This is a genomic window from Pseudomonas sp. Leaf434 (genome assembly GCF_001425545.1).
In the GTDB taxonomy this organism is placed as follows: domain Bacteria; phylum Pseudomonadota; class Gammaproteobacteria; order Pseudomonadales; family Pseudomonadaceae; genus Aquipseudomonas; species Aquipseudomonas siliginis.
Map to the genome: position 1 here is coordinate 659,573 of NZ_LMQZ01000001.1, position 21,809 is coordinate 681,381.

Here is a 21,809-nt window from a genome sequence, read left to right on the forward strand (position 1 = left end):
TAACCCCTGAAGGGGGAGCGGGCCGTCCCGCTGTTTTTCGACAGACATCCGGGCCGTCCCGGATGGAAAAAACATCACTCAAACTCACCGCAAACTCCTGTGGGAGCTGGCTTGCCAGCGATGAGGTCGGCACATCCAACATTGTTGGTGACTGAAACACCGCAATCGCTGGCAAGCCAGCTCCCACAGGACTATCAGTGCCTTGAAGGTTTCAGGCACTGCCCGGAACGCGCCTGGCACAGGGCAAAAAGCCAACGGCGTAAACGGCTGATGGTCAGTTCCATACCAGCAACTCCGCCGGGGTCGGGTTGTAGGCATTGCACGGGTTGTTCAACTGCGGGCAGTTGGAAATCAGCACGATGACGTCCATCTCGGCGCGCAAGTCGACGTACTTGCCCGGCGCGGAAATACCGTCCTCGAAAGTCAGCCCGCCGTCCGCCGTCACTGGCACGTTCATGAAGAAATTGATGTTCGGCCCGATGTCGCTCTTGCTCAATCGGCCGTCGTGGGCGCAGGCGCGCAGGTAGTTGTCGCGGCAGCTGTGCATGTAGCGTTTTTCCAGGGCGTAGCGCACGGTGTTGCTCTCTTGCGCGCAGGCGCCGCCGAGGGTGTCGTGGCGCCCGCAGGTGTCGGCAACGATGGTCAGCATCGGCTGGCCGAGGTTGGAATACAGCACGCTGCCGGTGCTCAGGTAGACGCTGTTCTGCCGGCGCAAGGTGCGTTGCACGTCGTAGCGTTCCTTCGGGTTGGCGAGGCTGTAGAACAAAGTGTCGACTGCCTGATTGCCTTCCAGATCGAGGATGCGCAGGGTCTGCCCGGCCTTGACCTCCATCAGCCAGGGCTCGCCGGCGGGAATGGTGGCGCGGTAGATCGCGCTGTCGGCTTGCTTGTGCGAAGTGGCGATTGCGAGTGACATGGCAGCGATCCTCAGGCGAACAAACGGTCGGTGTTGATAAAGCCGCGCTCGTTTTCCGGGCGCGAAGTGCGGCAGTGTTCGGCGACGCTGGCGTCGGCGTTCATCCAGCTCAGCTTCAGAGGTTTCGGGGCGTATTCGGGTGACGGGTCCATCGGATGTTGCAGGGCGGTGAGCACCACCAGGGTGTCCATCGGCGCGTACAACTCGATGTAGTCACCGGCCTTCGAATTGCCCTCGACGAAGTGGAAACGCCCGGCCTCATCGACGTTCACGCGGCTGAACAGATTGAGGGTCATCAGCAGGTCGGACAGGCCCAGGCCCCACTTGCCGAGTTCCACCAGCAGGTTGTCGGTGCCATTGCGAAAGAAGCCGTTGCGCAGTTCCTGGTAGCGGCCCTGGCCGTACTTTTCGGCGACTTCCTGTGCGCAAAGCACACCGCCGAGGCTGTCGCTCCAACCGCAGGTGTCGGCGGTGATCGCGGCGAGTACGCGGCCCATGTCCGAGTACAGGCAGTGGCCGGCGGTGAGCTTGGCGGTGTGTTGGCATTTGAGGCTGTCGGGCAGGTTCAGTCGCTCGGTTTTTTCATGGGCATTGAGCAAGGTCAGGCTGACATTGGCGCCGCCGCGCAGGTCGGTCAGGCGCAGTAACTGGCCGCGCTTGAGCACGAACGAACGGTGGCCGCCGCCCGGCAGCAGTTCTTCAGCGAAGGGTGGGAAGAGTTGGATTGAATCAGTCATTGGAGCAGTCCTCTCAAGCAGTGCGAAGGGTGCCCGCCAGCGGCAGCGGCAGCGCCTCGACGGCGGCGCGCTGGGCGCGGCGGTCGCTGTTCAACGGGATGTCGTAGGTGATGCGGGCGCCATAGGCGCCGGGGGCGTGCGGGTCGAGGCGCACCTTGTCGAACACCAGCAGACGCGTGCCGAGGCTGAAGCCTTCGGGCAGGTCGTGGGTGACCATGAACACCGTCAGTTGCGTCTCGCGCCACAGTTCCAGCAGCAGCGCGTGCATGTCTTTGCGAATGCCCGGATCGAGCGCGCCGAAGGGCTCGTCGAGCAGCAACACGCGCGGCTTCATGATCAGCGCCTGGGCGATGGCCAAGCGTTGCTGCATGCCGCCGGACAGCTGTGCCGGGTACTTGTCCAGCGCATGGCCGAGGCCGACTTTGCTCAGCAGTGCTGCCGCCTGCTCGCGAGCCTCGCGTTTGGCGTTGCCGAACAGCCGACCAAGCAAGGGCGCGCGCGGCAATTCGAGACCGAGGGCGACGTTGTCGAGCACGCTCAGATGCGGGAACACCGAGTAGCGCTGAAAGACCACGCCACGGCTGGCATCCGGCTCGCTGGCCAAGGGCTGGCCGTCGAGCAGAATCTCCCCGCGACTGGCGCTTTCCTGGCCGAGCAGCAGGCGCAGGAAGGTCGATTTGCCGCAACCGGAGGCGCCGACCAAGGTGCAGAACTCGCCCTCGTTGACGCTCAGGTTCAAGCCTTCCAGCACCACTTGATCGGCGTACTGCTGCCAGACGTTTTTTACTGTGATGAAGCTCATTTCGCCGCTCCCTCATACCAAGGGAAAGCGCGCTGGGTCAGCTGTTTCAGGCCCCAGTCCATCAGCCAGGCGAGCAGGGTGATCCACACCACGTAGGGCAGAATTACGTCCATCGCCAAGTAGCGCCGCACCAGAAAGATCCGGTAGCCGAGGCCGTCGGTGGAGGCGATCGCCTCGGCGGCAATCAGGAACAGCCACGCCGAACCGAGCATCAAGCGCAGCGAGATCAGCAAGCGCGGCAACAGCTGCGGCAAGACCACGCGCAGCATCAGCGTCCAGGTCGAGGCGCCCAGGGTCTGCGCCTTGATCAGCAGTTCGACCGGAATGTCGCGGGCACGCTGTTCCAGATCCCGGGCCAGCGCCGGGGTGATGCCGATGACGATCAGCATGACTTTCGACAACTCGCCCAGCCCGAAGACGATGAACAGAATCGGCAGGATCGCCAGCGGCGGCACCATCGACAGCACCGTCAGCAGCGGCGACAACGGCGCGCCGAACAGCGGCAGCGTGCCCGCCGCAATACCCAGGCAAAGACCCGCCAGCGCCGCGATGCCGAGGCCGATGGCCAAGCGCCGCAGACTCGACGCAGTGTCTTGCCACAACAGATATTCGCCGGTGCGGCTGTCGGCGTTGAAGGCCAGGCGTTTTACCGCGTCGCTCATCTGCACGGCGCTGGGCAGCAGTTTGTCGTTGGGGTTGTCCGCCAGGCGCTCGGCCGAGCCTGTGAAGTAGGCGAACAGCACCAGCGCGAACGGCAGGATCACCAGCAACAGGCGACTCGGGCGATCGGGGTGGCGATTGATCAGGCGCATGGCCAAATCCTCCGTGGCTTACAGCTTGGCGTCGGCGGCCATCTGCACGTAGGTCGGATCGAAACGCAGCTTGAGATTGGCGGTGTCGCCGCTGGTCACGCCGTTGGCGAAGGACATGCCGACCGCGCTCGGGTCCTTCGCGCCTTCGCCGAGCAGACCATGCTCGAAGGAGAATTCGGCGACCTTGCGCATGGTGTCCGGCAGTTGTTTGCTGGTGGCGAAATTCAGCGCTTCGCTCGGCGTGGCGAACAGTTTTGTGGTGTCCAGTTGCGCCTGGAAGCCGGCGAGATCGGTACCCGAGGCCTTGGCCATGTGTTCCAGCGCAGCTTTGCTCGCGGCATTTTTTGCGTTCATCAAAGCGACCACTTCGAACCACGCCCCGGTCAGCGCTTTGCCCAGCGCCGGGTTGTCTTTGAGGGTGGCGCTGTTGACCACCATCATGTCCATGATCTCGCCGGGGATCTGGCTGGAATTGAACACTTCGGTGACGCCGGGTTTGGCTTTGATATCCGAGAGCATCGGGTTCCAGGTGGTCACGGCGTTGACGTCGTCGGTGTTGAACGCGGCGGCAATGTCGGCGTCGGAGGTGTTGACGACCTTCAGGTCTTTCTCGGTCAGGTCCACCGAGTCCAGTGCCCGGGCCAGCAGGTAATGGGAGACCGATAGCTCGACCAGATTGACGTCCATGCCTTTCAGATCGGCGACTTTTTTACCTTCGCCTTTGAGCACGATGCCGTCGTTGCCGTTGGAGAAATCGCTGACGATCAGCGCGGTGCTGTCGACACCACCGGCAGCCGGAATGGTCAGCGCATCCATGTTGGTCATGGTGCAGCCGTCGAACTGGCCGGCGGTGTACTGGTTGATCGATTCGACGTAGTCGTTGAGCTGCACGACGTCGATCTTGATCCCGTATTTCTTCGCCCATTTGTCGACGATGCCCTGGCTGCCGGCGTATTCCCATGGCATCCAGCCGGCGTAGATTGTCCAGCACACGCTGAAGTGGTCTTTCTGGGCGGCGGAAGATTGCGTGCTGATGAGCGCGGCGAAGGCGGCGGCGAGCAGGGCGGGGAAACGTAGTCGGATCATTGCGGATTCTCCAGTTGATCGAGGGCGGACAGGAAGGCAACGCGGCACCGCGAACGGTGGCTTGTCTCCCGGGCTTTTGTCCCGCCGTGTAACCTCAACTGGAGGTCGCCAACTCTCGGACCAGCCACTCGCGCTTGCGAGCCGGAACCCTAGTCAGCCATTGCAAATTGTGGTGCCGCGAACCTGTGATGACTCCTGCACAGGTTTGCTAAAGCGAGAGACGTGCCAAGTCGGGCCGAGGCCTCTGCGGCGGGGATCTGCTGGATTGTCGAAGTGAGCGGGTCGAGCGACAGCGCATCGTGGTGGTGCGTGGTTGCACCGTCATGCAGCGTGTTCAGGGTTCACGGGGCGTTGATTTGCGGATTAACAAGATTTCATGATCACTTGTTTCAACTTGTTGCAGGAACGCACCAGATTCCGAAACCGCTGTCTGATTCTTCGACAGTCATGCAATTGCTGACGGTCGCCTGCCAGCGTCGCTGGTGTGGCCAACCCGCGGTCCAGGAGGCCGCCATGTATCGCCGAATCGTACTGCTTGCCGTGATGCTTTTTTCCCTTGGCGGATGCGTTCCTTATTCCTATGGAGACAGCTACTACAGGTCAGAGGTCTACACATCACCCGCACCGGCCTATTACAGCGGTGGCGGCTCCTATTACCGCAGCGGCGGCACCTATTACACCCAGCCGCGCTACTACCAGCCAGCGCCGCGTTACTACCAGCAACCGCGGTATTACCAGGCGCCGCGGCACTACCAACCGGCCCCGCGTTACTACGAAAGCCGTCGCTGGCACGGCAATGATCGCGGACGCTGGGACGGCCACCGTCGCGGCGGTTGGGACAATGACCACCGCGGTCGCGGCAACTATGATCGCCACAGCGGTCGGCGTGACTACAACGGCCGTGGCAACCGCTGGTAAATCTCTGCAATGAACAAGCGGCGCATCAAGCGCCGCTTTTTTTTGCCCGGCGAAAAGTTGTTCCGTTGGCCATCTCCTAGGAGATTCCCGGAAGCGTCCTACAGTTTCATTTCGTGGTGTTTGTTAGCGTTCGTGGACGCCGAACGAGGCGAGCAATCCTCAGCTCGATAGCGGCGAAAAATGGACGTTCAGCGCTATGAAGCTACTGGTTATTCATCAAAATTTTCCCGGTCAGTTCCGTCATGTGGTGCTGGCGGCGCTGGAGCGCGGTGATGAGGTTGTGGCGATAGGTCGGGACACTGCACCGGGCGTCGCCGGTGTGGAAATCCATCGATATCGAGCGACCAGCCGAGCGCCCGGCAATATTCACCCGTATCTGATCCGCTACGAACAAGCGGTGATCGACGGGCAGAAAGTTTTTGAAATCCTGGGCAGGCTGAAACGTTCGGGCTATCAGCCAGACGTGATTCTTGGTCATCCCGGATGGGGAGAGACGCTGTTTGCCAAGGACGTCTATGCCGATACGCCGCTGATTCACTATTGCGAGTATTACTATCGAGCGCAGGGCGCCGATTGCGGGTTCGACCCTGAATTCCGCCGAGCCGCAAGGGAGTCGTCACGGCTGCGAGTGCTCAACTCGCTGCATCTGTTGAATCTTCAACAATGCGATATCGCAATCGCGCCTACCCAGTGGCAGCGCAGCCTGTTTCCGGCCGCTTACCGGTCGGCGATTCGGGTCATTCACGAAGGTGTGATTCAAAATTCTGACCTGGCGAAAGTCGGGGCAGTCAGACTGCCCAATGGAATCGAGCTCAAAGCCGGACAGCCGATCGTTACCTATGTCGCCAGAAACCTTGAGCCTTATCGCGGCTTTCACAGTTTCATGCGAGCGATCCCGCTTATTCAGGCCGAGTGTCCAGATGCGCAGATCATCGTGGTTGGCGGTGACGGTGTCAGTTATGGGAGTAAGCCGGTCGGGTACCCGGATTGGCGCAGCAGGATGGAGGCGGAGGTCAGTTTCGATCACTCCAGCGTGCATTTCACAGGGAAACTTCCTTATCAGACTTATCGAGCGGTTCTGCAGTGTTCGAAAGTTCATGTCTATTTGACGTATCCGTTTGTCTTGTCGTGGTCGTTACTGGAGGCGATGGCCTCCGGTTGTGTGGTTGTTGCGTCGGATACGGCTCCGGTAAGGGAAGTCATTGTCGAGGGGGTTAATGGAATATTGGTGGATTTCTTCGACCATCAAGAAATTGCCAGAAGTGTAGGCAAGGTTTTGAAGTCGGCAGGTGAGTACGATGGTCTTGCCAGCGCCGCGAAGTTGACGGCAGGTCGGTTCAGTGTGGAATCGGGCGTGAGCGAATATTTTGAGGTTTTTGCAAGCGCGATATCCGGGCATAGCGACATACCAACCGTTCCGCAGTTTGAGCGGGAGGTTTGAAATGTCCAGGAAGTCGCGTAAGCAGGCGATCAAGTGGTTTAAAAGGTTGTTGAAGTATGGATTGTTCTTTTATGTCTGTTACTGCGTAGCGGAATTTTATATTCGCAAAGAACAAACTGCCGAGTCGGCGGCTATTCACCAGGCAAACGAGAAAGCTTGCCAGAACAAGCTGGCGAGCATGCAGCAAGTGCCGATATTAGGCGGCGCCTATATAGATAAGACGCTGGTCCCTGAGTTTTACGTAGGCATGCCTGAAATGGTCAACAAGAAAGCGTGTCTGGCGATTGCTCTGAAGGGGCTTTTCTGGTGGACCGGGACGGGGCTGCACCGGTACCAGAATCAGCGCCCAGAGTCGATCCCCAAAAGTTGGCGGCTCTATAAATTGAACGCCGGACTTTTTACCAGGAAAGAAACCACCGAACCCCATGAGCGGGGTTATCGGCACGTCAACTGGCCGGATGAGTTGATTGTGAAACTAAAGAATTATCCGGGGCTGGAGATTTGGCTCGATGCACCTCCGCCGCATTTCAAGAATGAAGATTCGGTTAGAACGTTTGTCATTACTGGCTGGCCGCGGCGAGATGGAACCCCTCGGTTGATCAACTGTGACGGCTTGATTCGCCCGGCTTCGGAGGAAAAGCTGACTGACGAGAAACTGGCAAGGTTCAGCAGAACTGAATTGGAAAATCTTGATTTCGACAAACTGAATTTCTTCTGCGCTATCAATCTGGATAACTTCGACTTCGCTGGTGGGCACGGTGGCGTAAAACTCGGATTAGCGTCATTACGCGAAGCACCTGAGATGCTCAAGTATCTCAGTGGTTATCTTTCACGGGCTGTTATTACAAGGAAGTAACAATGAGTTATGTTTTTAGCGACATGGAAAAATCAGAGATTTTCAACGCGGCTAATATTTGCAAAGGAATGAGGCTGAGCTCAAAACGAATTCAGTACGATGCGCTGAAAATAGCAGGGGCAAGCTGCGCCCCCCTGTACCAAAAGCTGTTCGATATTATTGGTGAAAAAGTTTCTGACGTTGTAACTGCCGATAAAGAGGCCGGAGAAGTGCTGAAAAGCGCCAGACTCTGGCTTGCCGTGGCCATTGATGCCAACGGTGGAAACGGTGCCTACTCTGCCCTGATTCGTGGTTACACCTCCCGCCAGGGTGAACTAAGACTGAATACAATTTTCAGTGAAGACCTGATGCAGCTTTCATCCAACCAGGTTGCCGTCAACTTCATCAATACCCTGATCAACGGATCCCTTGCCGGTCAACTGGCACCCTGGACCGTGCCGTCAATCAGCCAGATCGCAGAAATCGACGCCAGCGCGATTGGCGAGGCTCTGTTCAAGGAGGTTTGCGGGGAGGACGACACCGCCGTTAAGCGTAATGCCGGCTGGTCTGGAACGGTCGGTTTCAGCTTGTTAGGTGGAAAGCCTCCCTATGAAACGTGGAGACTGATCTCTGCGGGCGACCCGGATGCGGAAGATGGCGGCCCACCCATCCAGGCAAAGCCCAACCGGCTCGACGACTATAAAAACATTCTCTTCGCCATCGACGCCTACAGCGTCGGCCTGCGAGCGGCGATCAGCAATTTCGGCATCAATCCACTGCAAAGTCTGCTATCGGTCGTACCCGAGCAAATCAACATCGCGCTGGCCAGTGGCAGTGTGAATCCGCTGATTCAGCATGTAGTCAAAGGCACGCCTGTTGCCGCCGTGGTCGAGCTGATCTTGCGCTACGGCCAGAACGAATTTCTCGACATGTTCAAGCGCACTTACGACGGCGATTCTGCTGCCACACCCACCACCAACGACACCTTCGCCAGCAATGCTTACGCCTTCTTCTCGGCATTCTCCCCAGAGCAGTCGCAAAGCATCGTCACCCGAACAATAGGCGAGTTCGGCAATGCCAATGCATGGGCGAAACTGGCAGGCGAGGCGACGCCGCTCGGTCTGGCGTTGCGCAACTCTTTGCAGCAACTCAGTGAAGTCGTCATAGAGCGAGCCGACGGTTATCCCGACCGCAACCTCGAGCTTTACGATCCGCACACTGGCGAAGGCTTTATCACCGCGCAGTGGCTGGCGGACCGTGCGCAGATGCTCGCCCGTTTGATTGCCCGAACCCAAGGCTCGTTTGGAGAACACTCGCTGCAGCAGTTTTCCTACTCCGATCTCGCCTCCGGCAAACAGGCGCCGATGACCACCGGAGTGCTGAACTCGTTGGCCATGTTCGGTGATGACGGCGGGCGATCTTTCGCTGGTGGCGCCAATGCCGATCATCTGTATGGCGGCGAGGGCAATGACTCCATCGATGGGATGGCCGGTCACGATGTCATTGAAGGCGGTCGCGGTAACGACTTGCTAACCGGAGGTGACGGCAATGATGAGTTGTACGGGATGGCCGGTGATGATGTGCTGATTGGAGGAAAGGGGAACGATTCTTTGATCGGGGGCGAAGGCAACGACCGTTATGAATTCGCCAGCGGCGATGGCATCGACGAGATTCTTGATGCCAACGCCGATGGGCAACTGTGGATCAATGGCGCACCGATTCCCGCACTCAAACGCCGCGCGCCTCTGAGCAATATCTGGTCTACCGAGGATCGGTCCATCACCCTGGCGCTTGTTGAAAACACCCTCAACATCAAATACGGCCAGGGCGATCTGGTGGTGATCAAAAACTTCCAGCCCGGGATGCTTGGCATCCGCCTCCCTGAATACGAGGGGCAGCCGCTCACTGCTGCGGATCTGACGCTTCAGGGCGACTGGAAAGCCAAAGACGCCGATCCCACTGTCCCCGGCGATCAGCCCTCCTTTGATGAGCTGGGCAACGTGGTGCTGCTGCCCAAGGTCAAACAGCGCAACAAGGCCGACGTACTTTACGGTTCCGCCGCAGACGATGTCATTCTCGGCCTGGGCGGTTCTGATCGATTGTTTGGCAAGGCTGGAGACGATCGGTTATTCGGCGACAAGCAGACGACAATCGAAAAGGCCATGGCCGACGGTGACGCCAAGGGCAAGGCGAATCGCGGAGACTGGCTCGACGGCGGGCAAGGTGACGATTTGCTTATCGGTACGGCATCCCGAGATGTTCTGCTCGGTGGCAATGACCGGGATACCTTGATCGGCGGTGCTGGCGACGATGTGTTATCCGGAGACGAAACCACCGGTGCGCTGGAACAAGGTTGGTCGGTTAAGCGCGCTGCCGTCACGATTGCTCGCGGTGTGACCAGTCACCGAGCGGTCTATTCAAAGGCCTCGATAAACAGTGCGCCCGAAGGCGGTAGTGACGTGCTGTATGGGCAGGGCGGCAAGGACATTATCAACGGCGGCTGGGGAGAGGACCTGCTTGACGGCGGAGCTGACGACGATTTTCTCAAAGGCGATCAAGGTAACGACACCCTGGCCGGTGGCAGCGGCAACGACGTGATGCTTGGTGACAACCTCGATTGGGGCGGTGGCCTGCCCAGCAGACACCATGGCAACGATGTGCTGGACGGCGGCAGTGGTGATGATTCACTCGGCGGTAACGGTGGCAGCGACGCTTTGTATGGCGGCCCTGGCAACGACATTTTGCAGGGTGATGACGGCGTACTGGACGGCGTCGAAGGCGATGCCGCGCATTTTTTTGGCGATGATCTGCTGGACGGTGGCTCCGGTGATGACACGCTCTGGGGCGGCGGTGGCGATGATCTGCTCTTCGGCGGCGAAGGCCATGACGATCTGATCGGCGACAGCCCTGACCATCCGGTTCGTTATCACGGCAACGACTTTCTCGATGGCGGCGCGGGGGACGACACCCTGCGAGGCATGGGTGGCGCGGATACGCTGACGGGTGGCGCAGGGGCTGATTTTCTCGATGGCGACGTATCTGACCTGCAACCGGGCGGAAGCAACAACGACGTGCTTCAGGGCGGAGAAGGAAACGATACGTTACAGGGTGGCTTCGGTGCCGACACGCTGTACGGCGGCGCGGGTGACGACATCCTTGCCGGCGATTACGAAAACAGCGCTGAGGTCGAGCAGAATGCCGATTATCTGCACGGTGGCTCAGGTAACGACACGCTGCTCGGAGGCGCTGGCAACGACACCTTGCTGGGCGGGGAAGGGACGGACTACCTTCGCGGCGATTCTGGCGACAACGTGTTTGATGGCGGTCCCGGTGCTGACGTGCTGGATGGCATGGATGGCGCTGACATCTACTATTTCGGCGCTGGCGACGGTCTGGATATCGTCACCGATGCCGGCGGCCGCAACATCATCAGGTTCGGTGCAGGGTTTTGCGCGCAAAGCCTGAAGGCCGACGTTATCGAAGTTACCGTCGGCACGGTGTTGCGACTGGCCAATGGCACGGGCGACGCAATACTCATCAAGAATCACGAGCGGTGGGAGGATTCCACATTCAGTTTCAGCGACGGCGTGGTACTTGATTACGCAGATGTTCTGCGCAAAACATTGCCACCGATAGAGACGGCCGAATCACCCGTACCAGAACCTGTCACCGCCCCGGCAACCCCTGAAAGCAAAGTTGCGGATCCGGTTAAGCCAGACGATGTCACCGCTGCGGCGCAAGGCCTGGTGGCATCTGTTCAAGCGGTCAACTGGACCGATGAGTTCCTCGCGCAAATCCAGTCAAAACGCTCCGCCCGCAGACACGCCACAGGTTTTACCTTGAATGAGCAAGGCGTTTGGGTGCGCAGCCATATCACTACCACCGACACCGGTTACACCACTCACACCGAGCTGATCGAGGACAGCGTCGAAGCGGGGACACTGTCTGAAACGCCGCCATGGATGAAGGTTGATTCAGCGCACGCCGTGGTCAGTGAAAGGCAGTCGACAACCACAACCCGTGTCGAACATAAACCGGTGAAAGCCGAGGGAGCAATGCCTTCCTCAGCTCAGGCGCCTCGCTATTATCGATCCGGTTCGGCCAACGGGTTTTCATTCAATTCGGGCGACGTATTGGTTGAGGACCGAAAGGAATCCGGCGCGCTTGAAGGCTGGTACGTCTATCCGGCGGCAAGCTTCAGTTCGGGCGCAACAGTGCCCAAGGCGTTTCGCTGGGATGTCACAACTGAAACGATCAAACGCAAAATCGTCCATGGCGACGATGCCGGCGGGCGAGTCAACGTCGAAGTGGAAAACGTTTTCCACGGCGGCGCGGGTGATGATCTGATCGTCGCTTATGCAGGCTCCCCACTTGACTACGGCACTGTCGGCGACAGAACACCGGGCGCGTTTTTATCCGCAGGTGCAGGTGACGATACCTTGCTGGGCGCCGAGGGCGCCGACTATCTGGTCAGCGGGGCAGGGGATGACTGGCTTTACGGCGAAGACGGCGCCGACACCTACATCGTGCAAGCGCACGCCGCAGCGACCACCACGATTGCGGATGTGCCGAACCCTGTTTTCCACCGCGCAGAAGTAGGCGTAGCGGGGTGGAAAGATGAGTACGGATTGATCGATCAGGACACGGTCGTTCTTCCAGCAGATGCGCAGCGCGATGCACTGCAATTGAGCTGGAGTGCTGCGCTGATAGAGACCACCCATGTCGAGCTGGAGCCCAACCCGGATCGCGCGGCTTACCGCAACCCGCCGAGAGCGAAAATGCTTCATCCGACACTCGATATCCAATGGGGCGGGACACAGAAAGTCCGCATCGTCTTGCCCCTCAACGGTGAACTTGAGGGCGCCGGTATTGAGCTCGTCAAGTTCGCCGATGGGTCGGTCGCAAGTTTGAAGCAGCTCCTGGAGTCAATTCAGCTCGGCCCTGCGCCCGAGACTTTTCATACGGGTGTCATCGTCAACCATCCCAGCCGTTCAACCTCCCTGCGAGACGGACGAGCGCTGCCACTCGTGGGCGGTCGCGGCAACGACACGATAAGCGGCGCGGGGGAGATCCGAGGCATGCACGGGGATGACGTGCTAACGGGCAGCCTCGGTGAAGACCTGCTGGTGGGTGGGCCGGGCAATGACACGCTAACCGGCGGCGCGGGAAATGATATCTACCGATACGATGGCCTCGGCAGAGACGTGATCATCAACAACGGAGGCGGCCTGGACGGGATCGATTTTTCCGAACGCAGGCTGACGATCGACAACTTGAAGTTTCACCGTGAGCGCGATGATCTGGTGATCGTGGTCGACTACGGCATGGCACCGAAAATCCGGGTTTCCGGGCACTTTGCCGAAGGTGAAAGCGCTATTGGCTTCATAAGAGTCAGCGAAGGAACAGCGATTCAAGACTACAGCGCAAGGCAAATTGCTGAACGTCTGCACCCGCTTCCGCCACTGAGGGATGTCGAGGACATTTTGCTTAAGGGCGACGATGAAGCGCAGCGGGCCATGAAGGAAATCATTGAGTTCTACGAACTGAATGTCTGACAAGACGACCGATTGAGCCGGCCCGCGATCGCAATCCAGTCGCCATCGCGGGCCTCGCGTCACCTCAATACTGGGTCAGATCCGCCAAGGGATGCCGCCCCTCCCAGACTTTATGAAAGTGCGCCTCGACCACCGCATCCGGCACGCTACTGATATCCGGCCAGTGCCAGTGCGGTTTCTGATCCTTGTCGATCAACCGCGCACGCACGCCTTCGCTGAATTCCGGATGGCGGCAGCAATTGAGGCTCAGGGTGTATTCCATCTGGAAAACTTCGGCCAGCGACATGTGCCGCGCGCGGCTGATCTGTTCCCAGACCAGATGCGCGGTCAGCGGCGAGCCCTCGGTCATGGTTTTCGCCGCACGTGCGATCAATGGATCGCTGCTGTCGCGGTGCAGGCTGATGGCTCTCCACGCACAGGCAACGTCGCTGACATCGAGCAGTTCGTCGATCTGCTGACGACGCGGCAGCCACTGCGCTTCGGGCATTTGTTCGAGTGCTTCCTGCTGCAAAGCCTTGAGCAGGCTGTTGAGCTGCATGGCGGTCTGTTCCTGCCAGTTCAATTGCAGCAAGCCTTCGATCAATTGCGGTTGCTGTTCGTCGAGCAGGAAGCGGTCGGCCAGATCCAGATCCAGCGCATCACGGCCGTTGATGTGCGCGCCGGTCAGGCCGAGAAACAAGCCGAGCTTGCCCGGCAACCGCGCAAGAAACCAACTGGCGCCAACGTCCGGATACAGACCAATGGTGATTTCCGGCATCGCCAGACGGCTGCTCGGCGTGACGATCCGCGTGCTCGCGCCCTGCAACAGGCCCATGCCGCCACCGAGCACATAACCGTGACCCCAGCAGATCAGCGGCTTGGGATAGGTATACAGGCTGTAATCAAGGCGATATTCCGCGCTGAAAAACTGCGCGGCCAACGGAGGGACTTCGCCGGGGTGAGCGCGGCAGGCTTCGACCAGGCTGCGCACCTCGCCACCGGCGCAGAAAGCTTTGCTGCCGTTGCCGCGCAGCAGCACGCAGACGATTTGCGGGTCAGTGGCCCAGGCGTTCAATTTGTCACTGAGCGCATTGATCATCGGCAGGGACAGTGCGTTCAGCGATTTTTCGGCATCCAGGCTGGCGATGCCGATGCGGGCGCCGTCGGTGCCGGTAAGTTCTTCGAAGTGCAGATTCATCGTGACCTCGATCGGGAATTTGAGCGATCAGTATGATCGCTATGGGGGAAAGTGCCGGATCTGCGTCAGATCAATTGACAAGCGTGGTCGGCTTTCCTAGGGTTCGCCCCATTGTTCTTGCCGGAAATGACCATGACTGCTGACGACCGTATCAAACTCGAACCGAGCTGGAAGGAGGCACTGCGTGCTGAGTTCGACCAGCCTTACATGGCAGAGTTGCGCAGCTTTCTGCAGCAGGAGCGGGCATCCGGCAAGGAGATCTATCCGCCGGGACCGATGATTTTCAACGCACTGAATTCGACGCCGCTGGACAAGGTGAAAGTGGTGATTCTCGGCCAGGACCCTTACCACGGCCCGGGCCAGGCCCACGGTCTGTGCTTCTCGGTGCAGCCGGGCGTGCCGGCGCCGCCGTCGTTGGTCAACATCTATAAAGAGCTGAAACGCGACCTCAATATCGACATTCCCAACCACGGCTACCTGCAGAGCTGGGCCGAACAGGGCGTGCTGCTGCTCAACACCACCATGACGGTTGAGCGCGCCAACGCCAACGCGCACAAGGACAAGGGCTGGCAACACTTCACCGACCGCATCATTGAGGTGGTCAGCGAGCGGCAGCCGCATCTGGTGTTCATGCTCTGGGGCGCCCATGCGCAGAGCAAGCAGAAGCTGATCGACGCGACCAAGCACCTGGTGCTGACCTCGGTGCATCCGTCGCCGTTGTCGGCCTATCGCGGGTTTTTGGGCTGTGGGCATTTCAGCCGGACCAACAAGTTTCTCGAACAGAATGGCGAAACGCCGATCGACTGGCGCTTGCCGCCGATTTGATGTGTCGACCGGGTTGGCCCCTTCGCGAGCAGGCTCGCTCCCACAGGAATTGTGTGCAAGCCACAAACCCCCTGTGGGAGCGAGCCTGCTCGCGAAAAGAGCGACCCGATTTCGCAGACTTACGCGGGATGACGATTCCAGTACTTGAACAACGGCTCCGCCAGAAACAGCACAAACAACAGCCGCATCACCTGCATCGCCGTCACCAGCGGCACCGACAGTTGCAGGGTCTCCGCCGTCAGGCTCATCTCGGCGATACCCCCCGGCATCATGCCCAGAGTCAGTGAGCGCAGATCCAGATGGGTCAATGCACTCAAGCCCAGCGCCGCCAGCGACGCGATCAACATGGTCAGCGCTGTGCCGATCAACGTCCGGCCCATGAACGACGGCGCGCGGCGGAAGAACTGCCGATTGAAGTGACAGCCCAGACCGCTGCCAATCAGCCATTGGCCGATCTGACTGCCGCCATTGGGCAAACCGATGTGCAGATCCCAGGTGATGCTGACCGCCGCACTGACCAGTAACGGCCCGAACAGCCATGGATTGGGTTGGCGCAGACGCTGCCAGAGCCAGGCGAGCAGGGCGCCCGCCGGAAACAGAATCGCCAGCCAGCGCCAATCGACGCTGCCTGCATGAGAAATCGGCGTACCGTCACCGAGCAGATACTTGAACGCCGCCGGCACGCACAACACCACCACCAACACCCGCAGACTCTGCCCGGCCGCGACATGGCTGAGCAGTGCCCCATTGCGCGCGCCGAGGTTGACCATCTCCCCGGAACCACCGGGCATGCTTGAGAAAAACGCCGTGGCGCGATCCTCGCCGGTGCGGCGCATCAGCCATACGCCGACCACCGCCGAAAGGCTGGTGACCAATGCACCGAAGAAAATCAAACCGAAATGACTGAGCACCTGTTCCATCACCAGCGGGGTGAAGTGCAGGCCGATACCGATGCCGACGATCCACTGGCCGCACTTGCGCCCGCCAGGGATTTCCGCCAGTTGCCACGGCGTCAGGCAGCGCACCAGGATGATCGCCAGCAACGAGCCGACCATCCATGGAAGCGGCCAGCCGATCTGACTGGCGATGAAACCGCCAAGCAGACCGACCAGCGGGGTGCCCCACCAGGCTTTCAGGGACAAGCGATCAAACATCGGCAATGACGCGCCGTGCCGCCGAACGTTTACGCCAGATGCGGATCAGCGGCATCAGCAGCATGATCGCGGTGAGGATCCAGCAACCGAAGGTGATCGGACTCGACCAGAGAATCTCCAGCGCGCCATTGGAGATCGACAGGGCGCGACGCAGGTTCTGCTCCATCAGGCCACCGAGGATGAAGCCCAGCAGCAGCGGCGACAGCGGGAAATCCAGCTTGCGCAGGATGTAACCGAAGATGCCGATACCGATCATCAGGAACAGATCGAAGGTGGTCGCGTGCACCGCGTAAACGCCGATCCCGGTGATGATCGCGATGATCGGCACCAGCGCCCAGTTCGGCACGGCGAGGATGCGGGTGAATACGCGGATCATCGGGATGTTGAGGATCACCAGCATCACGTTGGCGATGAACAACGACGCGATCAGACCCCAGACGATGTCCGGTTGCTGTTGGAACAGCAGTGGACCCGGAGTGATGTTGTACAGCGACAGCGCGCCGATCATCACTGCGGTGGTGCCCGAACCCGGAACGCCGAGGGTCAGCATCGGAACGAGAGCGCCGCACGCCGCGCCGCCGATCGCGGTTTCCGGAGCGGCCAGACCACGGGGGTCGCCTTCACCGAATTTGCCGCTGGAGCCAGCGATGCGTTTCTCGGTCATGTAGGCCACGGCACTGGCGAGCGTTGCGCCGGCACCGGGCAGCACGCCCATGATGAAACCGAGCACGCCGCAGCGCACGTTGACGACGAAAACCGACGCCGCTTCCTTGAAGTTGAACATCATCCGGCCGGTGGCTTTCACCGCTTCCTGGCCGTGGTGGGTTTTTTCCAGCAGCAGGAGGATTTCGCTGATCGAGAACAGACCCAGCACCAGCACGACGAACTGGATGCCGTCGGTCAGGTGAATGTTGTCGCCGGTGAAACGGTACACGCCACTGTTGGCGTCGATGCCGACGGTGGAAAGGAACAGACCGATCAGCGCCGCAATAAAGGTCTTCAACGGTCGATCACCGGCCATGCCGCCGAGACAGACAATCGCGAACACCATCAGCACGAAGTATTCCGCCGGTCCGAAGGCAATCGCCCATTTCGCCAGCAGCGGCGCAAACAGGACCATGCCGCAGGTGGCGATGAACGCGCCGATGAACGAACTCCACGCCGACAATGACAGCGCGACACCGGCCATACCTTTGCGCGCCATCGGGTAGCCGTCGAGAGTGGTCATGACGGTGGAAGCTTCACCCGGAATGTTCAGCAGGATCGAGCTGATCCGGCCGCCGTATTCGCAGCCCAGATACACCGCCGCGAGCAGGATCAGCGCCGACTCCGGCGGCAGGCCGAGCGCGAACGCGATCGGAATCAGCAACGCCACGCCGTTGATCGGACCAAGGCCCGGCAGCAGACCGACGACGGTGCCGATCAGGGTGCCGCACAGTGCGGTCACCAGGTTGTACGGGCTCAGCGCGACGCCGAAGCCCTGACCCAAATAGCCAAGGGTATCCATATCAGTTCTCCAGGACGCTGAGCAGGCCGAGGGGCAGCGGAACATCCATCAAGCGATCGAACAGCAGATAGAGACCAACCGCCATCAGGCTGATGATCACCACGCTCGGCAGCCAGCGGCCGCCATAGAGACGGGCCATCGGTACGCCGGTAATGATGCTGGCCACGATGAAGCCAAGGGGTTCGAAGGTGCCGGCGAACACCAGCAGCAACACCACGCACAGACCGATCTTGGTCAGGGTTTCGCGATCCAGCGGCGGCTCATCCGGGTTGTGTTTGATCGGCGCCGGGCGAAACACCATGTACAGCAGCGCCAGCCCCATCAGGCCGAGCATCAGCAGCGGAAAGGCGCGCGGGCCGACCGGTTCATAGGAAAAAGCCGCTTGGTACGGCCACGCCATCAGTGCCAGGCCGGCACACACCAGCAGTAACACCGAGGCGAAAATGCGTTGAATAAGCATGGGAGCTCCTGTGCTGCGTCCCCGCGTAGGAGACGCAGCCACTAGACAGAGACGATCACTGGATCAGGCCGAACTCTTTGGCCAGCACTTTGTAGTCGGCGACCTGCTTCTTCACGTAGGTGTCCAGTTCCGGGCCGGTCATGGCGAACGGGAACAGCTCACGCTGATCGCGCAGCTTGGCGAACTCGTCGGAAGCCAGCAGTTTGTCGAACGCGTCTTTCCACCAGGCGTAGTCTTCGTCGCTGACTTTTGGCCCGAGGTAGAAGCCGCGCACCACCGGCCAGACGATGTCGTAGCCTTGCTCACGAGCGGTCGGGATGTCCTTCATTTCCGGTTCGTCGAGACGCTTGTCCGAGAACACCGCGAGCAGACGCATGTCACCGCTCTGGATGTGCGGCATGGAGTCGGAGATGTCGGTACTGCCGACCTGGATGTGGCCGCCGAGCAGGGCCGTGGCGATTTCACCGCCGCCTTCGAGTGCCACGTAACGCAGTTCGCGCGGGTTGATCCCGGCAGCCTTGGCGATCAGTGCGGTCTGCATCCAGTCCTGGCTGCCGACGGTGCCGCCGGAGCCGATAACCACTGAGCCTGGATCTTTCTTCAACGCCTGCACGAGATCGTCGAGGGTCTTGTAGGGCGAATCGCTTTTCACTGCGATGGCGCCGTAGCTGGTGCCGACGGCCGCGAGCCAGCGCACGTTGGTTTCATCGAAGCGGCCGAACTTGCCCTGGGCCAGGTTCAACAGCGAACCGCTCGACCACGCCACCAGCGTGCCGGCATCCGCCGGACGTTGCGCCACTACTGCGTTGTACGCCACCGCGCCGACGCCGCCGGGCATGTAGGTCACGCGCATCGGTTTGCTCAACAGCTTCTGGTTGACCAGTGCGCTCTGCACCAGTTTGCAGGTCAGGTCGAAACCACCGCCGGGGGAGGCGGGGGCGATGCATTCCGGACGTTTCGGCTCGGCCATGAGTTGGCCGGCAAACAGCATCGCGCCAGCGGCGAGAGCAACTTTACGCAGTGATACGTTCATTTGAGTCTCCAGAGGAGTTGTTGTTATGGGTGGACCGAATGACCAAAGGGCAACGCGAAAGCCTAGCGGCAGGCGCAGTTTTCTCGCGGCGCGCGCGCAACGACTGAAACAACGGAGGGGATACAGGACTGCGGCGAGAAGCCGACGGTGCAACGGTGGAATCGAGCAAGGCGAGCAGGCATTACAGCCTTGGTGCGCATGGAGGGCATGCTGGGGTACTCCGTTATTGTTCTTATGAGTCGAAAACGCTTCATGGCGTTTTTCGTTGCGCTGTGTGGCAGCAGCGGCGACAGTCGAAACTGTCCGTGGGCCGACTCTAACCGGCTAACCTTTCAACAACCTTTCAATTGTCTTTCACGGTTTTCGGGCTTCACAGCGGCGGTTGCGGCTGTAAACTCCGCGACAAAGCGTGGCGTCGGCCAACCCTGAACGAGGTAAAAAATCCATGCGTGTCCTGCTCGTCGAAGACCATCTGCAACTGGCCGAAAGCGTGGCTCAGGCGCTCAAGAGCACCGGTCTGACGGTGGATGTGTTGCACGATGGCGTGGCCGCCGACCTGGCGCTGGGCAGTGAGGAATACGCCGTGGCGATCCTCGATGTCGGCCTGCCGCGCATGGACGGTTTCGAGGTGCTGGCGCGGCTGCGTGCTCGCGGCAAGAACCTGCCGGTGTTAATGCTGACAGCGCGCAGTGACGTCAAGGATCGCGTGCATGGCCTCAATCTCGGTGCTGACGACTACCTGGCCAAGCCGTTCGAACTGACGGAACTGGAAGCGCGGGTCAAAGCCTTGCTGCGCCGCAGTGTGCTGGGCGGCGAGCGTCTGCAGCGTTGTGGCGTGCTGGCTTACGACCTCGATACGCGGCGCTTCACCCTCGGCGACGAACTGCTGACCCTGACCTCGCGCGAGCAGGCCGTTCTCGAAGCGTTGATCGCGCGGCCGGGGCGAGTGATGAGCAAGGAACAACTGGCCGCGCAGGTGTTCGGCCTCGACGAAGAAGCCAGCCCCGACGCCATCGAAATCTACGTGCACCGCTTGCGCAAGAAACTCGATGGCCAGCCCGTGGCCATCGTCACCTTCCGTGGCCTCGGCTATCTGCTGGAAAGCCGCGATGCATAAGCCCAGCAGCCTGCGCTGGCGGTTGCTGTGGAACCTTGGATGGTTGCTGGTGGTGCTGATGCTCGCCAGTGGTTTGAGCGCTTACTGGAACGGTCGCGAAGCCGCCGACACCGCGTATGACCGCACGCTGCTGGCCTCGGCACGCACCATCGCTGCCGGGTTGTCGCAGCGCGATGGCAGCCTCAGCGCCGATGTGCCTTACGTGGCGCTGGACACCTTCGCCTACGACAGCGCCGGGCGCATCTATTACCAGGTCAACGACATTCACCAGAAGCTGATTTCCGGCTACGAAAATCTTCCCGGGCCACCGCCCGGCACGCCGCGCACCGACAGCTATCCGGCGCTCGCGCGCTTTTACAATGCGAAGTACAACGGCCAGAACGTGCGTGTGGTCAGCCTGCTCAAGGCCGTAAGCGAGCCGAACATGAACGGCATGGCGGAAATCCGCGTGGCTGAAACCGACGAAGCGCGGGTCAGTATGGCGCGCAGTCTGGCGGCCGATACGTTGCTGCGCCTGGGCATGCTGGCCGTGGGTGCATTGCTGCTGGTGTGGTTCGCGGTGAGTGCGGCGCTGCGGCCGCTGGAGCGGTTAAGAACCGCTGTTGAGGAACGCCAGCCCGACGACTTGCGGCCACTGCCGTTGGTGGAAGTGCAGCATGAACTGGGACCCTTGGTCCGCGCGCTCAATCATTTCACCGAAAGGCTACGCGGCCAGTTCGAGCGGCAGGCGCAGTTCATCGCCGATGCCGCTCACGAGTTGCGCACGCCGTTGGCGGCACTGAAAGCTCGGCTGGAATTGGGCCTGCGCTCGAACGAGCCGGAGACTTGGCGCACCACCCTTGAATCGTCCGCGCAAAGCACCGATCGCTTGACCCATCTGGCCAATCAGCTGCTATCGCTGGCCCGGGTCGAAAACGGTGCGCGGGCGATTGCCGAGGGCGGCGCGCAGTTGCTCGATCTGAGTCAATTGGCTCGAGAACTGGGCATGGCCATGGCGCCTTTGGCGCACAAGCGCGGCGTGGCGCTGGCGCTTGAAGCGGATGAACCGGTGTGGCTGCGCGGTGAGCCGACGCTGCTCAATGAGCTGCTGAGCAATCTGGTCGACAACGCGCTGGCGCATACGCCACCGGGCGGCAATGTGATTCTGCGGGTCACGGCGCCGGCGGTGCTTGAGGTTGAGGACGACGGGCCGGGCATCCCGCTGCACGAGCGCGATCGGGTGTTCGAGCGGTTTTATCGGCGCAATCAGCAGGTTGCCGGTTCAGGTCTGGGCTTGGCGATTGTCGGCGAGATCTGTCGCGCGCATCTGGCGCAGATCACCTTGCATGATGGCGAGCAGGCAGGGTTGAAGGTGCGGGTCAGCTTTATTGCCGGGTAATATCTTTGTGGCGAGGGGATTTATCCCCGCTCGGCTGCGCAGCAGTCGCAGTTCAG

17 protein-coding genes and 1 riboswitch are annotated in these 21,809 nt (G+C 60.4%); of the genes, 7 read left to right on the forward strand and 10 right to left on the reverse strand.

Annotated features, from left to right (window positions below; all coding sequences use genetic code 11):
* Nucleotides 1–274: 274 nt before the first annotated feature.
* The 5 genes from ASG55_RS02955 to ASG55_RS02975 are packed head-to-tail and all read right to left on the reverse strand — an operon-like array spanning nt 275 to nt 4,353.
* Entirely contained in the window at nt 275–916 is a 642-nt protein-coding gene (locus ASG55_RS02955) for an urea amidolyase associated protein UAAP2 (RefSeq protein WP_016771291.1), read from the reverse strand.
* A gap of 11 nt (nt 917–927) precedes the next feature.
* Nucleotides 928–1,653, reverse strand: a complete 726-nt coding sequence (locus ASG55_RS02960) for an urea amidolyase associated protein UAAP1 (protein WP_056783496.1) — start codon at nt 1,651–1,653, stop codon at nt 928–930.
* A 13-nt stretch (nt 1,654–1,666) separates the two neighbouring features.
* On the reverse strand, nt 1,667–2,455 hold the full coding sequence (locus ASG55_RS02965; protein WP_056783500.1) for an ABC transporter ATP-binding protein: 789 nt from the start codon (nt 2,453–2,455) through the stop codon (nt 1,667–1,669).
* The gene (locus ASG55_RS02970; RefSeq protein WP_024011982.1) at nt 2,452–3,267 is read right to left on the reverse strand and encodes an ABC transporter permease; all 816 of its coding nucleotides are present in this window, start codon (nt 3,265–3,267) and stop codon (nt 2,452–2,454) included. The genes ASG55_RS02965 and ASG55_RS02970 overlap by 4 nt, the downstream gene beginning before the upstream one ends.
* 18 nt (nt 3,268–3,285) lie before the next feature.
* The gene (locus ASG55_RS02975; protein WP_016771287.1) at nt 3,286–4,353 is read right to left on the reverse strand and encodes a putative urea ABC transporter substrate-binding protein; all 1,068 of its coding nucleotides are present in this window, start codon (nt 4,351–4,353) and stop codon (nt 3,286–3,288) included.
* 63 nt (nt 4,354–4,416) lie between these two features.
* Nucleotides 4,417–4,517: riboswitch (guanidine-I (ykkC/yxkD leader) on the reverse strand.
* 349 nt (nt 4,518–4,866) lie between these two features.
* Between ASG55_RS02975 and ASG55_RS02980 the strand changes: the two genes are divergently transcribed.
* The 4 genes from ASG55_RS02980 (at nt 4,867) to ASG55_RS27395 (ending at nt 13,102) form a co-directional block, all read left to right on the forward strand.
* A complete protein-coding gene (locus ASG55_RS02980; RefSeq protein WP_039760873.1) occupies nt 4,867–5,271 on the forward strand; it encodes a hypothetical protein in 405 nt (134 codons plus the stop codon).
* Nucleotides 5,272–5,467: 196 nt separating this feature from the next.
* Nucleotides 5,468–6,712: a glycosyltransferase family 4 protein gene (locus tag ASG55_RS02985; RefSeq protein ID WP_056783504.1), complete on the forward strand. Its 1,245-nt coding sequence runs from the start codon at nt 5,468–5,470 to the stop codon at nt 6,710–6,712.
* Between the two features lies 1 nt (nt 6,713).
* Nucleotides 6,714–7,568 carry a hypothetical protein gene (locus ASG55_RS02990; RefSeq protein ID WP_056783506.1) on the forward strand — a complete coding sequence of 285 codons (855 nt, stop codon included), beginning with the start codon at nt 6,714–6,716 and terminating at the stop codon, nt 7,566–7,568.
* A gap of 2 nt (nt 7,569–7,570) precedes the next feature.
* A complete protein-coding gene (locus ASG55_RS27395; protein WP_056783508.1) occupies nt 7,571–13,102 on the forward strand; it encodes a calcium-binding protein in 5,532 nt (1,843 codons plus the stop codon).
* Nucleotides 13,103–13,166: 64 nt separating this feature from the next.
* On the opposite strand, the gene ASG55_RS03000 is transcribed toward ASG55_RS27395, so the two are convergent.
* On the reverse strand, nt 13,167–14,279 hold the full coding sequence (locus ASG55_RS03000; RefSeq protein WP_056783511.1) for an enoyl-CoA hydratase/isomerase family protein: 1,113 nt from the start codon (nt 14,277–14,279) through the stop codon (nt 13,167–13,169).
* A gap of 132 nt (nt 14,280–14,411) precedes the next feature.
* Here ASG55_RS03000 and ung point away from each other — a divergent pair, with 132 nt between their 5' ends.
* A complete protein-coding gene (ung, locus tag ASG55_RS03005; RefSeq protein WP_056783514.1) occupies nt 14,412–15,104 on the forward strand; it encodes a uracil-DNA glycosylase in 693 nt (230 codons plus the stop codon).
* Nucleotides 15,105–15,223: 119 nt separating this feature from the next.
* On the opposite strand, the gene ASG55_RS03010 is transcribed toward ung, so the two are convergent.
* From ASG55_RS03010 to ASG55_RS03025, 4 genes are read right to left on the reverse strand one after another with little or no spacing between them, the layout of a single operon-like run.
* The gene (locus tag ASG55_RS03010) at nt 15,224–16,258 is read right to left on the reverse strand and encodes an AbrB family transcriptional regulator (protein ID WP_056783516.1); all 1,035 of its coding nucleotides are present in this window, start codon (nt 16,256–16,258) and stop codon (nt 15,224–15,226) included.
* Nucleotides 16,251–17,765, reverse strand: a complete 1,515-nt coding sequence (locus tag ASG55_RS03015) for a tripartite tricarboxylate transporter permease (RefSeq protein ID WP_056783519.1) — start codon at nt 17,763–17,765, stop codon at nt 16,251–16,253. Before ASG55_RS03015 ends, ASG55_RS03010 begins: the two co-directional genes overlap by 8 nt.
* 1 nt (nt 17,766) lies before the next feature.
* Complete coding sequence (locus tag ASG55_RS03020; RefSeq protein WP_016771276.1) at nt 17,767–18,225, reverse strand: tripartite tricarboxylate transporter TctB family protein; 459 nt, start codon at nt 18,223–18,225, stop codon at nt 17,767–17,769.
* Between the two features lie 55 nt (nt 18,226–18,280).
* Nucleotides 18,281–19,258, reverse strand: coding sequence for a Bug family tripartite tricarboxylate transporter substrate binding protein (locus ASG55_RS03025; protein ID WP_016771275.1), 978 nt, complete (start codon nt 19,256–19,258; stop codon nt 18,281–18,283).
* Between the two features lie 445 nt (nt 19,259–19,703).
* Here ASG55_RS03025 and ASG55_RS03030 point away from each other — a divergent pair, with 445 nt between their 5' ends.
* A complete protein-coding gene (locus ASG55_RS03030; RefSeq protein ID WP_056783521.1) occupies nt 19,704–20,375 on the forward strand; it encodes a response regulator in 672 nt (223 codons plus the stop codon).
* Entirely contained in the window at nt 20,368–21,753 is a 1,386-nt protein-coding gene (locus ASG55_RS03035) for a sensor histidine kinase (RefSeq protein WP_039760888.1), read from the forward strand. Before ASG55_RS03030 ends, ASG55_RS03035 begins: the two co-directional genes overlap by 8 nt.
* Nucleotides 21,754–21,809 lie beyond the last annotated feature (56 nt).

Coding starts and splice junctions, on each gene's coding strand:
- ASG55_RS02955 (WP_016771291.1), bottom strand. CDS start 916: ATGTCACTCGCAATCGCCACTTCGCACAAGCAAGCCGACAGCGCGATC.
- ASG55_RS02960 (WP_056783496.1), bottom strand. CDS start 1,653: ATGACTGATTCAATCCAACTCTTCCCACCCTTCGCTGAAGAACTGCTG.
- ASG55_RS02965 (WP_056783500.1), bottom strand. CDS start 2,455: ATGAGCTTCATCACAGTAAAAAACGTCTGGCAGCAGTACGCCGATCAA.
- ASG55_RS02970 (WP_024011982.1), bottom strand. CDS start 3,267: ATGCGCCTGATCAATCGCCACCCCGATCGCCCGAGTCGCCTGTTGCTG.
- ASG55_RS02975 (WP_016771287.1), bottom strand. CDS start 4,353: ATGATCCGACTACGTTTCCCCGCCCTGCTCGCCGCCGCCTTCGCCGCG.
- ASG55_RS02980 (WP_039760873.1), top strand. CDS start 4,867: ATGTATCGCCGAATCGTACTGCTTGCCGTGATGCTTTTTTCCCTTGGC.
- ASG55_RS02985 (WP_056783504.1), top strand. CDS start 5,468: ATGAAGCTACTGGTTATTCATCAAAATTTTCCCGGTCAGTTCCGTCAT.
- ASG55_RS02990 (WP_056783506.1), top strand. CDS start 6,714: ATGTCCAGGAAGTCGCGTAAGCAGGCGATCAAGTGGTTTAAAAGGTTG.
- ASG55_RS27395 (WP_056783508.1), top strand. CDS start 7,571: ATGAGTTATGTTTTTAGCGACATGGAAAAATCAGAGATTTTCAACGCG.
- ASG55_RS03000 (WP_056783511.1), bottom strand. CDS start 14,279: ATGAATCTGCACTTCGAAGAACTTACCGGCACCGACGGCGCCCGCATC.
- ung (WP_056783514.1), top strand. CDS start 14,412: ATGACTGCTGACGACCGTATCAAACTCGAACCGAGCTGGAAGGAGGCA.
- ASG55_RS03010 (WP_056783516.1), bottom strand. CDS start 16,258: ATGTTTGATCGCTTGTCCCTGAAAGCCTGGTGGGGCACCCCGCTGGTC.
- ASG55_RS03015 (WP_056783519.1), bottom strand. CDS start 17,765: ATGGATACCCTTGGCTATTTGGGTCAGGGCTTCGGCGTCGCGCTGAGC.
- ASG55_RS03020 (WP_016771276.1), bottom strand. CDS start 18,225: ATGCTTATTCAACGCATTTTCGCCTCGGTGTTACTGCTGGTGTGTGCC.
- ASG55_RS03025 (WP_016771275.1), bottom strand. CDS start 19,258: ATGAACGTATCACTGCGTAAAGTTGCTCTCGCCGCTGGCGCGATGCTG.
- ASG55_RS03030 (WP_056783521.1), top strand. CDS start 19,704: ATGCGTGTCCTGCTCGTCGAAGACCATCTGCAACTGGCCGAAAGCGTG.
- ASG55_RS03035 (WP_039760888.1), top strand. CDS start 20,368: ATGCATAAGCCCAGCAGCCTGCGCTGGCGGTTGCTGTGGAACCTTGGA.